Source organism: Natronorubrum sediminis (assembly GCF_900108095.1).
Lineage (GTDB): Archaea > Halobacteriota > Halobacteria > Halobacteriales > Natrialbaceae > Natronorubrum > Natronorubrum sediminis.
The window spans coordinates 15,840-28,201 of sequence record NZ_FNWL01000005.1; the positions used below are offsets into that span (position 1 = coordinate 15,840).

10 protein-coding genes and 1 pseudogene are annotated in these 12,362 nt (G+C 57.5%); 4 read left to right on the top strand and 7 right to left on the bottom strand.

The window, feature by feature from the left end; all coding sequences use genetic code 11:
* Positions 1–130: 130 nt before the first annotated feature.
* Together BLW62_RS19235 and BLW62_RS16475 are read left to right on the top strand one after the other, a co-directional pair.
* Positions 131–702 (top strand): annotated as a pseudogene (locus BLW62_RS19235) (IS6 family transposase).
* Positions 703–862: 160 nt separating this feature from the next.
* Positions 863–2,965, top strand: a complete 2,103-nt coding sequence (locus tag BLW62_RS16475) for an acetate--CoA ligase family protein (protein ID WP_090508135.1) — start codon at positions 863–865, stop codon at positions 2,963–2,965.
* A gap of 41 nt (positions 2,966–3,006) precedes the next feature.
* Here BLW62_RS16475 and BLW62_RS16480 read toward each other — a convergent pair whose 3' ends face one another.
* Positions 3,007–3,855, bottom strand: a complete 849-nt coding sequence (locus BLW62_RS16480) for an HpcH/HpaI aldolase/citrate lyase family protein (protein WP_090508136.1) — start codon at positions 3,853–3,855, stop codon at positions 3,007–3,009.
* Positions 3,856–3,981: 126 nt separating this feature from the next.
* On the opposite strand from BLW62_RS16480, the gene BLW62_RS16485 reads away from it, so the two are divergent.
* Positions 3,982–5,313 carry a CapA family protein gene (locus BLW62_RS16485; protein ID WP_090508137.1) on the top strand — a complete coding sequence of 444 codons (1,332 nt, stop codon included), beginning with the start codon at positions 3,982–3,984 and terminating at the stop codon, positions 5,311–5,313.
* A gap of 59 nt (positions 5,314–5,372) precedes the next feature.
* Here BLW62_RS16485 and BLW62_RS16490 read toward each other — a convergent pair whose 3' ends face one another.
* Entirely contained in the window at positions 5,373–6,149 is a 777-nt protein-coding gene (locus BLW62_RS16490; protein ID WP_090508138.1) for an enoyl-CoA hydratase/isomerase family protein, read from the bottom strand.
* A gap of 123 nt (positions 6,150–6,272) precedes the next feature.
* A complete protein-coding gene (locus BLW62_RS16495) occupies positions 6,273–7,268 on the bottom strand; it encodes an LLM class flavin-dependent oxidoreductase (RefSeq protein ID WP_090508139.1) in 996 nt (331 codons plus the stop codon).
* A gap of 95 nt (positions 7,269–7,363) precedes the next feature.
* Between BLW62_RS16495 and BLW62_RS16500 the strand changes: the two genes are divergently transcribed.
* Positions 7,364–8,374, top strand: a complete 1,011-nt coding sequence (locus tag BLW62_RS16500; RefSeq protein WP_090508140.1) for an LLM class flavin-dependent oxidoreductase — start codon at positions 7,364–7,366, stop codon at positions 8,372–8,374.
* A 95-nt stretch (positions 8,375–8,469) separates the two neighbouring features.
* Here the strand turns inward: BLW62_RS16500 and BLW62_RS16505 are convergent, their stop codons facing one another.
* The 4 genes from BLW62_RS16505 to BLW62_RS16520 form a co-directional block, all read right to left on the bottom strand.
* Complete coding sequence (locus BLW62_RS16505; RefSeq protein ID WP_090508141.1) at positions 8,470–8,898, bottom strand: universal stress protein; 429 nt, start codon at positions 8,896–8,898, stop codon at positions 8,470–8,472.
* A gap of 146 nt (positions 8,899–9,044) precedes the next feature.
* Positions 9,045–10,547: a tripartite tricarboxylate transporter permease gene (locus BLW62_RS16510; protein ID WP_090508142.1), complete on the bottom strand. Its 1,503-nt coding sequence runs from the start codon at positions 10,545–10,547 to the stop codon at positions 9,045–9,047.
* Position 10,548: 1 nt separating this feature from the next.
* Entirely contained in the window at positions 10,549–11,067 is a 519-nt protein-coding gene (locus tag BLW62_RS16515; RefSeq protein WP_175459781.1) for a tripartite tricarboxylate transporter TctB family protein, read from the bottom strand.
* Between the two features lie 81 nt (positions 11,068–11,148).
* A complete protein-coding gene (locus BLW62_RS16520) occupies positions 11,149–12,195 on the bottom strand; it encodes a tripartite tricarboxylate transporter substrate-binding protein (RefSeq protein ID WP_090508144.1) in 1,047 nt (348 codons plus the stop codon).
* Positions 12,196–12,362 lie beyond the last annotated feature (167 nt).

Here is a 12,362-nt window from a genome sequence, read left to right on the forward strand (position 1 = left end):
TGTCGGCCGAATTCACTGTTCTGTTGATTGATTTTGGTGTCACGAGACGAGTAGAAGCTATCCGATACGGTGTCGTTGTGACCCTCCGATCCAAACGACTCGACGAGATGTCCGCCGACAAGGCCAACCCATCAATTCCGAGAACGTCCATCGGTGTAATAGAATCGAGAGACGAATCAAATATCTGCTGGTTATCAGTATTCAGCCTCATCTTGCCGAGCACTCGTTTTCGAACATTGTTCTAATTTTCGATATCTTCGGTGCCGAACGGGCTCGATCCACCGTTCATAACTGGGTTCACAAAGCCGATTTGCAACCAGATTCTGGTCGGAATGTAGATCGCGTCTCAGTTATCGAGACCGTGGTTCGGCTCAACGGTGAGCAGTACTGGCTGGACGCTGCGGTCGGTCCTGGGTCGAACAAATTCCCCCATACACAGCCCGAACCGTCAATAATCGCGGAAATAATAATCCCGTTATTTGCGGAACTGATCGAGAAACACGGTGTCGTCAACGGTGACAAAACACTGATCTACGCTTACTAACGACACTTCCTCGCTTTCAGATACGAACGCCGCGGAAATCAGAACAGGTCGAACGTGTTTTTCGTGAGGTAAATATCCAAACCCCTTCGTCCTAAAACATATTAGTGACATATCCGCAGAAGCAGCAAATATGGCTTAGATCGTTCGTATTTCCATGAGATTAGCTCATCTGAACACGACGCGTATCCCTATATGATTATTTTTATTCTTTGTGGCAATCAATATCCTGAACACGATTCTCATATCACAGCGAATACGGCCTGATGTCTTCCACAAAATCGCCTCAAATGATATGTACCCGCACGATGATAGAGAGTTGTGAACGGGACACCAATAGATCGATTGTTCGGTCCCGAGTCGGTCGCCGTCGTGGGCGCGAGTCCAGACGCGACGTATTCGGGAACCCTCATCGAAAACCTTCTGGAGTACGGCTTTGCGGGCGAGCTGTACCTCGTAAACCCGAACAGAGAACGGGCCTGGGGACGAACCTGTTATGATTCGATCGACGACGTGCCGACTACTGTTGATCTTGTGATCGTCAGCGTCCCTCGCCAGTACGTCGTCAAAACCATCCGCTCGGCCGGCGAGCGGGGTGTACCGATAGCACTCGTGATCACGGCGGGGTTTGCTGAAGCCGACGAGACCGGTCGAGATCTCGAAAAAGCACTCGCCGATGTCGCGTCGGAGACCGGAATCCGAGTCTGTGGGCCGAATACGCTCGGCGTTGCGAGCGGGCACCACGGAACCGTCGCGACGAGTACGTCCTCTCGGCCGCCGCAACCGGGGCCGCTCGGCCTCGTCTCTCAGTCCGGTGCCCTCGCGTTTACGACGTTCTTCGAACGGGCGGCGGACGAGCGCATCGATTTCGGGTACGTCGTAGCGACGGGCAACGAAGCAGATCTCACGCTCTCAGAGTACGTGACGTACCTCGCTGGACAGGATCACGTCGACGCCATCTGTGCCTATATCGAAGGACTCGAGGAACCGAGGGACTTCATGGTCGCCGCGGAAAACGCCGTTCGATCCGGGACGGCCGTTATCGCGATCAAAGTCGGCAAATCGGACTCGGCCGCGGCCGCAGCGCTCTCGCACACGGGATCGGTAACCGGTGACGACGATGCGTGGGACGCAGCCTTCGAGCAAGTCGGGGTGGAGCGTGTCCACGATGTCTCCGAAATGCTCTCTCGCGCTCGAGCGCACGCTGCGTTCGATCCGCCCGAGACTGATGGCGTCTGTATCGCATCGACGAGTGGCGGGCTCGGGAGCCTGCTTGCAGACATGGCGGCGACGCGGGGAATCGAGGTCCCTTCACTCGAGGCTGAGACGGAGCAGGCGTTGCTCGAGATGGACGAGTTGCTCACGTTCGACGAACTGCACAATCCGATCGACATTCGGGGCTACGGCGCGGAAATCCTCACCGAGATCGCGGATGTCCTCTTCGACGATGACGGGTACGACGTCTACGTGTTCGCGATCGGACTCTCGGCTGTCGACGAACGAGCGGAGCGCATTGTCGAACAGATCGAAACGATCGCTGAGCGTGTCGAGGCACCAATATTTGTTCTCTGGACCGGGAGGAAGGAACCGCTCGATCGCCCAGATCCACAGCCCTACGAACGACTCCGCGAGACGGTGCCAGTATACTACGATCCTGGCGCATGTATGGATGCGATCGCCTCGCTGGTCCGGTTCGGCGACGCCCGCGAGCGACTCACCACGGAATCCGCAAGAACTGACCTCGAGGACGGCGACCGGTCGGCGTTCGAGTTCGAATCGGACCGCGTGCTCTCGTGGACGGAAGCCGAATCCCTCCTCGAGAGCTACGACCTCGACACGGTTCCGTCAGGGCTCGCACACGATCCGGACGAGGCCGTCGAAATCGCCGACGAACACGGCTATCCGGTCGTACTAAAGGTGGACTCGCCAGGGATCCCACACCGGACTGAAGCGGACGCTGTTCGAATCGACCTCGAGTCGCCAAACGAGGTCCGAGCAGCTTACGAGCGGATCCTCGATAACGCGCGATCGTTCGACCCGGACGCGACGATCGACGGCGTTCTCGTCCAGCCGTATCGACCCGACGGTGTCGAAGCGCTAGCAGGCATCACCGACGATCCGACGTTCGGCCCGCTCGTAACGGTCGCACCGGGTGGCCGTGACGTCGAACTTCACGATGGTGTTGTTCGGGTTCCGCCGTTAACACGCGACGAGGCCGAGCGAGCAATCCGAGAGACGGCACTCGACGACCTCCTCGATGGGTACCGAGACGGCCCTGAGGCGGACATCGACTCGTTGGCATCGGCGGTGGTCAATCTTGGACGACTCGCTGCAAACGAGGATATCGCCGAACTCGATCTCAATCCAATCTTGGTGGACGAAGACGGTATTTCGATCGTCGATATCCTCGTCCGAACGGGCTGAGCGGTTCCGAAGTAATTCGGACTGAACGACATCGCCAGATGTCACTCCGAGTCATTTGAGTTCGGACCTCGGTCGAGCGTTCGACGGGCCTGCTCGTAGACGGGACGGTCGATCATTTGACCGTCGACTCGGACGACGCCGCCCTCGGACTCCTCGAACGCCTCAACGATCCGTTCGGCAGCCTCGAGTTCCGCTCGAGTGGGCGTGAATACGTCGTTGATTACGGACGTCTGTGCTGGGTGGATCGCACTCTTCCCGTCGTACCCCAGTCTTTTTGCCGTGAGCGCAGTTTCTCGGAGGCCCTCGGGGTCTTCGATGTCGATATAAACGGTATCTGTGGTGGTGATTCCAGCGGCCGCTGCGGCCATCACGATTCGCTGTCGTGCATACTGGAGTTCATCGCCGACGGTGACCGTCGCACCGACGGCTGCTGACAGATCTTCGCCGCCGAAGCCGAGGCCTGAGACGCCCGGACTCGACGCGATTTCGGGTGCGTTCAACACGCCTCGAGCAGTCTCGATCGATGCCCGAACCGATACCGACGAGCCACGATCGTCGAGTTCGGCCGTTACTGCACGGACGTCGCTCGCTCGGTCGACCATCGGTACGACGAGATACGCGGGATCACGGGGTCCGCCGATGATCGCGTTCAGATCGTCCGACCCGCCTGCGCTGAGTGGGTTCATCCGGACCCCGAGTCGGGGAGATCCCTCGCGAGCCGCGCTGTCGAGGAATCGGCACACCTCCTCGCGGGCCGTCGGTTTCGACGCAGGGGCCACAGAGTCTTCCAGATCGAGCGTCACCGCGTCCGCCTCGGTATCGACGGCCTTGCGCATCATTTCGGGCTCGTCACCCGGCGTGAACAGCGTCGATCGAGCTATCGAAGGCATTCGAAAGGTAATCGGTGCGAAATATCTTAAATCCTCCCTCGGCCGCGGCGGTCGTGTTCGGTGAGGAGAAGATCGAATGTGATAGTTACTCACAACCATTATGACAACCGGTGAAGATACGAGACTATGTCAGAAACCGACAAAGCACTCACGATCGCTGCTGGCGGTGACGCGATGGTAACTCAGCGACTGACACAACTGGATGACGACGGCTTTCAAGAACTCCAGCGCGTCGTCGCTGACGCCGACGCATCGGTAGTTAACCTCGAAGGACCCCTTCACGACGACGAGTCTACGCCAATCCCGGGACCGTTGACACACTTCCGATCCCCGCCGTGGGCCGTCGACGAACTCGTCTCGACGGGCTTCGACCTCTTCGCGGTCGCGAACAACCACGTCGGTGATTACGGACAGTCGGGGATGACAGCGACGATCGACGCACTGGAGCGACGCGCCCTCCCGCACGCGGGTATCGGGCGAAATTTAGCGACAGCACGTGCGCCAGCGTATCTCGAGACGTCGTCGGGTCGAATCGCACTGGTCGCTGCGACGACGACGTACGTCCCTGGCACCGAAGCGGCCGCTCAACGCAAAGACGCCCCCGGTCGTCCCGGCGTCGCGCCCCTCCGATTACGACCCCGGTATTCGATCACTGACGAACACGTAGCGGCGCTCGAGGAGCTACGCGAGGCGCTGGGAATGGACGACTCGATTCGCGATCGGGGTGGATACGTCGGTGACCCCGACGACCCAGACACCGTTTCTTTCCTGAACGTGGACGGTGGACCCGCCGGTGAAGTCCTCCAGTTCGAGCGAGGGGAAGAAAATCGAGTCCGTTACGATCCCCATCCCGATGACCTCACGGAGATTCGGGGCGAGATTGAAACCGCGAACCGAAACGCGGACGCGGTGATCGTGAGCCTCCACAGTCACGAAGCTGAGAACGGGCGGTACAATCACGAATCGGTGCCACCCGCCGTCGAGACGATCGCTCGAGGGTGTGTCGACGCGGGAGCCGACGCGTTCGTCTGTCACGGCCCACACCGGGTGCGCGGAATCGAACTGTACAACGGTGCTCCGATTTTCTACAGTCTCGGTAACTTCGCACTGCAGTACCACACGGTTCCGTTTTTCCCTGCCGAAAGCTACGAGGCGATCGGTCTCGATCCAGACGGTTCTCCCATCGACGTTCAGGAAGCACTCGGAAGCCCTGTAACCGATACAGTCGAGAAGCAGGGGTTCGTTCCGGTCTGTACCTTCGAACGCGGTACCGTCCGCGAAATTCGCCTCTACCCGATCGAACTGGGGATCGGCCGAAACGTCTCAGAACACGGTATCCCGTCGCTCGCGACCGGTCAGGTCGCGAGCGAGATTCTCAGTCGGCTGTCCACGCTATCGGACTCGTACGGAATCGACGTTCGAACGCGTGAGAGCATCGGGATCATCGAACCGGAGTAACCGGTTACTCGACGGTTTTGCCACAATAGCCCCGAACGTTCGTCCACCTCGCTTCGCCCTCACTCGTCGTTGAACGTCGGTTTCCGACCTTCGGAGAACGCGCGAACGCCTTCGCGATGATCCTCGCTCTCTCGAGTGTCGTCTCGTAGCCGTTGAACGAATTGCTTCTCCGTCTCGTTCAACGATCGCTTGTTAAGCAAGGCTCGGACGACCTGCTTCATTCCGCGAAGCGATTTGGGTGCGTTGGTGCTGATTTCCGAGGCGATTTCGTACGTTCTATCCTCGAGATTCGATGCGTCGACGACGTGATTCAACAGCCCGATCTCACCAGCTCGATCCGCGTCGATCGATTTCGCGGTGAACAGAAGTTCTTGGACGTTTGCCGGACCGATGTGGTGCATGAGTTGATTGATCCCGCGGTCACCGTATACGAGACCGAGCTTCGCAGGGGTGACTGCGAACGACGCGTCTTCGACGGCAATCCGAAGGTCACAGACGGCGATCAGTTCCATCGCACCGCCGTACGTGTCGCCGTTGATCATCGCGATCGTCGGATACGGAAATTCGTAAATGCTCGTCACGGCGTCCTCGAACGCTCTTCCACCCTCGTCGCCGTCCGCTGCTTCGAACTCCGAAATGTCGTAACCGGAACTGAACGCGCGGTCGCCGCTACCGGTAATCACGAGAGCGCGAGTATCGTCTCGCCGTTCAGCCGTCGTTACCTCCTCCTCGATCGCCCGTAAGATCGAGGGCGAGAGTGCGTTTCGCTTTCCGGTATTTTCGATCGTCAACGTACAGATTCCACTGTCGGCCTCTGCGTGAAGTGTGCCACTCATTGTCCTCCTCTCGGATATCACCTAGCGGGGAGAAATAGATTGTCATCATCGAGATTACATTTCCGGGATCGAGGTCGCCGTCCAGAACGACGACACAGGACACACCGCGGACAGCAGCGGCTATCAGGACTCGATCGCCGGAATGACTTCGTTACCGAACAGTTCGATCGACGAGCGGACATCGTCGAAATCGAGTCCCTGATACTGCATTCTGACACCGAGACGATCCGGATCGACGACCTCCCGATATCGCTCGATCTCCTGAATTACGTCCTCGGGGCTGCCAACCAGGAACCGATCCGTTTTCAACCGTTCCCACTCCGATCTGAAGTCGTCCGACTCGAACACCTCGTCTTGGCCCCAATCGATATATCGTTCGTATTTTCGCATAAGTTTCTCTCGGACGATCGCTTCCGCTTCTTCCGTCGTTTCGGCGAGGAAGGCTTCGCGGCCAACCGAGACGTATCCGTCGCCGTGTTCGGTCGATGCCCGTTCCTCGCGGAACGTCGACGCGTACTCATCTATGAGATCGAGCGGAACGTGAGCCCCGAGCCAGCCGTCGGCGATCCGTGCCGCTCGCTCGACGCTCGAGATATTACTCGCACCGATGAGTATCGGCGGACGCGGATCCTGAACTGGCTTCGGATTGATCGACACGTCCTCGAGTTGGTAGTGACGGCCGTCGTAACTGACCACGTCTTCCGTCCAGAGCTTCTTTATTATCTGTACGCCTTCGACGAACCGACCGAGTGCGTCCGCTTTGTCGATTCCGAACGCCTCGAACTCCTCGTCTCGATATCCTTGACCCACCCCGAGCGTGAAATTGCCACCGGTCAGGACGTCGACTGTCGCACCCCACTCTGCGATACGAACCGGATGGTGGTACGGTAAGAGACAGATCCCGGTACCGATATCCATCTCTCCGATATAGTTCGAGAGGTAGGGAAGCAACGCTTCGTTGTTCAGGTACTGATCGTCCGTCACATGGTGTTCCGACACGCCAACCATGTCGAAACCAACCTCGTTCGCGAGTTCCACCTGATTTGCCAATTCGTTTGCGATCCCGCTTATCTCTCGATTCGGTTTGTACTGTGAGACGAGGGTGTACCCGAACTCCATACTGTCATAGGTTGACAGGGGCGATATTAAACGTTCTCCTCGGGCGAAAAACCGAGTTGAAGGTCTCGACGAACTTCTCTTTCGAGGGGTTGATAATGTCTGGCATAGACACCGACGGTATGAAGCTCGGATTTCGGTGCAGCGAAGGGAGCGACAACTTTCAGAATGCACTTCGTGAAGTGACCTACGCGGAGGAACGTGGCCTCGATTCAGCCTGGGTCGCGGAACACCACGGCTGGGACATCATCTGGCCCTCCTCACACCTGGCGTTGGCGGGGTTGGCGACGCGTACCGAGTCGATCGAACTGGGCACCAGCGTGACGCTGCTCCCACAGGTGAATCCCGTTCGGTTAGCCGGCGAAGTGAACCTCCTCGATCAGATTTCGGACGGACGGTTCCGCCTCGGTGTGGGCGTCGGCTGGCGGGAGTCAGAAATGGAGAATATCGGATACGACTTCGGCGAGCGAGGCGCACGGATGACAGATCATCTAAAAGCAATGAACGCGCTCTGGGATGACGACGTCGCGAGCTACGATGGCGAGTACATCTCGTTCGAGGAATTCGAGTTGACACCAAAGCCGGTTCAAGATCCGCACCCACCGGTCTGGGTTGGCGGCGGCGTCGAGCAGTCGCTCGAGCGCGCGGCGTTTCTCGGTGAGACGTGGTTCCCGGTGTGGCTGGACACGATCGAAGAGTTGGAACCGATGTACTCGAAGTTCGATGACTTCGTCCGTGAGGCTGGTGACGAGCCGTCGGAACGCGACCGTCCGATACTCCGCGTCGCGTGGATCGACGACGATCCCGACGTTGCTCGAGAACGATTGCAGGAGTTTTTCGATCGGCTGGTCCAGAACTATCGCGATCGGAACGCAACGATTCCGGCAGCGATGCAGGAAGCGGTCAACGGCGACTTCGAGGAATTCGCCGACGGTCGACTCATCTACGGCGATCCCGAGGAGTGCGTCGACCGAATCGAAGAGTTCGAGGACCGACTAGGTATCGATCACATGGTGTTGAAGCTATACAATCCCGGCGTCGATCACGAGCAGATGATGAAGTTCATCGACCTTCTCGGTGACGGGGTCGTCCCACACCTCGAGGAGTGAGAGTGAAATCGATCGTACCGCACGCTCCTCGAGAACGGACAGATTTAGCGCCGGTGAATTTACGGGACCGTACGGGGCCGATATTCCGCTTCATTCTAGTCCTTTCTGATCGCCACGACCGGTTGCCGGCTGTTGAGGAGAATCGATTGTGTGACGCTTCCGAACACCGCTTTACCGACCGGTGAGCGCTTTCGCCCCCCGACGACAATGTACCGCGCACCGATATCGTCGGCGTACCGAGTGACTTCGCTGGATGCGTCACCGACGAGTCCGACACTCTCTGCGGTGGCGTTCGCGTCCGTAATCGCATCTTCCGCGACCGAAGCTGCGATCTCTCGAACGCGATCGAGATCCATCGCGTCACCGGTCTCACTAACGTTCGTTTCTTCCATATCGACGAAATCCGACCGGCTCAGGACGTAAACGACGTGAAGTGAATCATCGAACGCGTTCGCGAGGGCATTCGCTTCCTCGACGACTCGACTCGCGTGTGACGACTCATCTACCGCTACAACAATTGTCATAGTCTGGTATTCTCACGCAAGGCCATCACTGTTTCCCCGATATCTAACGCGGCCGCGATGGGGATTGAACCGAACGGCTCCAACGGCACGTACAGGACGGAAATTCGCGTAGAGGTGAGACTGGTAGGTACCGTAGTAGATAGACCTCAGGCAGGTTCAGCTCCCTTGTACTGTTGGTACTGCGCCTTCACGAACGGCCCGAAGAGGATCGCGATAGTCACGATGACCATGAGCAGCGAGATCGGGCGCTGAACGAAGATCAAATACGAACCGTCTGATATTTGAAGTGATCGGTGCAGATTCGTCTCCGCAATCGGTCCGAGAACGACACCGAGAACCAGTGCGATGATAGAGTAGTCGTATTTCACCATGTAGTACCCAAGAATCCCGAAGAGAACGACGGTAACGATGTCAATGGGATTGTCTCGCATTGCGAACGAACCGAAGATAGCGAGTGGAATGATGATCGGAATGATGTAGTCCGTATCAATCTGCGTCACGTATCCTGCGTACGCGATCACCGCTAAACCGATCAGAGCGATGATGAAGTTTCCGATGAGGAGTGCAACGAAAAAGCTGTAGGTGGTAACGGCTTCCTGGGCGAATAGATTCGGACCGGGCTGGAAACCGTGCATTAGTAGTGCGCCCAGAAGGACCGCAGTCGTTCCGCTTCCGGGAATACCGAACGACAACGTTGGAATTAGCGACCCGGCTACCGTCGCACTGTTCGACGACTCCGCCGAAATCACACCGCGTTCGTTTCCGTTTCCGAAGGAATCCGGATTCGTGTCGTTACGCATGGCTTCGCCGTACGCGACGAAATTCGAGACCGACGACCCTGCACCGGGTATTGCACCGATACCGAGACCGATCAGCGAGGACTTGAATACGGTTACCGGTCGTCGCAGTACGCCGGTTACGCCCTCCCGTCGGCTTCCAGAGACTTCGGAGTCCTCTTCCGATATTTGCCCCTCCCTGCCCGCAAGTTTGAGCATCTCGGTTATTGCGAACAGTCCGATCAAGACGGCGACGAAATCGATCCCGTCGAACAGCAACAGGATGCCCATGTCGTATCGAATCGCACCGCCGACCTCAGATATTCCGACGCTCGAAACGAGGAGGCCGAACGCACCCATCGTCAGTCCCTTTATCATAGATCCGCGGGCAATTATCGTAATCATCGCGAGTCCGAGTACCGCTACCATGAAGTATTCTGGCGATCCAAAACTCAACAGAATACTCGTCAAGAACGGTGATATCGCGATGAGAATAATAATCGCGATTAGCCCGCCGATCGCCGACGAAATTGCAGAGATCGATAGGGCGTTAATTGCGAGGCCCTGCTTGGACAACGGATAGCCGTCGAGGGTCGTTGCCGCTGCTGCCGCTGTCCCGGGAGTGTTGATGAGAATTGCCGCGATACTCCCACCGTACATTCCGCCCAGATACATGCTCACGAAGAAGATGATAGCGAGACCGCCGTCCATCTGCAGACTCAGCGGGAGCAAAATAGCCATACCGATCGCTGCACCGATACCAGGGATGGCCCCGAGGAGAATCCCCAGTGCGATACCGATGACAACCCAGAGGAGTTCCGGAAAGCTAAACACGATCACGATCGCTTCCATGAGCGAGGAGATCGTACTCATATTACAGGCCTCCGATCAAGATCAGAAGATGTCCTTCGTGTACCGGAATTCGGAAGATGTCTACGAACACCGACGTGATGATGAGACCGAGTATCGCCATCCCGACGACGGAATACCACGGATGATCGAACCAGTACATGTATAGGGCGATGAATAGCGGCGTAACCAGTAGGAAGCCGAAAAGTAACCCGAGACTCGCGTAAAGTACCATTATAACACCGGTGAAGAGTCCTCCGTGGATTCCAAATTTACCAGTCTTCGACTCTACTGGAGCGCTCGTTTCAGAATCGACATCGTCTACGTCTAGCATTCCGCCGCTATCGTCTTTTTCGGGGAACAGCCTCTCTTCGAGGGACGGAGGAATAAAATTGCGCGCTAGTATGAGTACCGTGCCGAGTACGGTCGCTCCTGCGGCCAGTTGCGGAAAGCGCTGAGACGCACCACCGAACGATTGAGCCTCGTACAACATATAGCCGGAAACCAGCAGTATGAGGCCGACCATTACGGTTTCCTCCGTCACACTATTCATCCGATCGCTTCCCTTTATTTTATCAATCATATTGAATATATGGCCGGAAAGGCCATTCGGTTGTGACGTTGCTCAATCTTCGTCTTCCTCGACCTCGTCTCTGTAGTCCTCCACCGAAGCCTCTTCTTCGATCGCCGCCTCGATCCGTTCCGGTCCTTCGGTCCACTCTTCTTGCCACCACTCGCGGTCGTTGAATTCGACCATGTTACCGGAATCGTCGGACCAATCCTGTATCTCTTCAGACTCGACGGCCGTCTCGAGGGCTGCCTCCCACTCCTCGAGGATATCCTCGTCCGTGTCGGGTGGGAACAACAGCCCACGGCTGAAGTCACCGTACGGTAGTGGATCGAAGCCTTCGTCCTCGAACGTCGGGACATCCGGCAAAGTTGGGCTTCCGTCGGAAGCGGTCGCGACGACCGGCTCGAGAAGCTCGTCGCCTATGAACTCCTCCAGGGTCGTCTCCGTCGGGTTTCCGGACGGAATTTCTTCTGAAGCGTTCGCCTGAGCCAATTCACCGGAACTCGAATACGCGACGTAGGACTCGAACTCGAGTCCGTGTATGTCCCGCATGAGGTTCGCGACCAACCACTGTCCTTCGCCGATGGTTAGTCCGCCGAACTCGGTGAATTCCCCGTCCTGATAGCGATCGACCAGATCTTGGTAATCGTCGATGTCGTCGTCGGGATGGGCGGAGATCACGAACACCGTCCTGGCGAACGCACCAGCCGATTCGAAGTCCAGGTAATCGAACTCGAGGAGGTCCGGTCGCATGATGTACAGGATCGACGGACCGTTGATCACACCGACGGTGCTACCGTCCGTGTCGGCCTGGTACAGTTCGTTCATTCCCTGTATCGTACCCGAGCCGACTACGTTGTCGATCTCGACGCTCACGTCGAGTTCCTCAGCCATGACCGGTGCGAGCTGTCTCGCGTAAATGTCCGTCCCACCGCCTTCTGAGTATGGAACGATCACACGGACGTCGTCTGATCCTCCGCCACCCAAAACGTCTGCGCACCCAGCGAGGCCGACCATGCCCGCTGCACCACCATATTTCAATACAGTACGGCGGCTTCGCCTATTGTTGCCTGCCATGGTATGCCAATACACAACATCCATTATAAATGTTCTGAATAGATAGACTCGACACCAATCATTCGTACCGTCTCAGTCGAAATGGTCGCGGAAAAATTCAAACGGTCCCCGCCGTCGCCCGTACAGGCAGCGATTGCGACGTTCGTCGCCACCGAGTACGTCGTCACCTCGTCACTGGCCGATAGCTCATC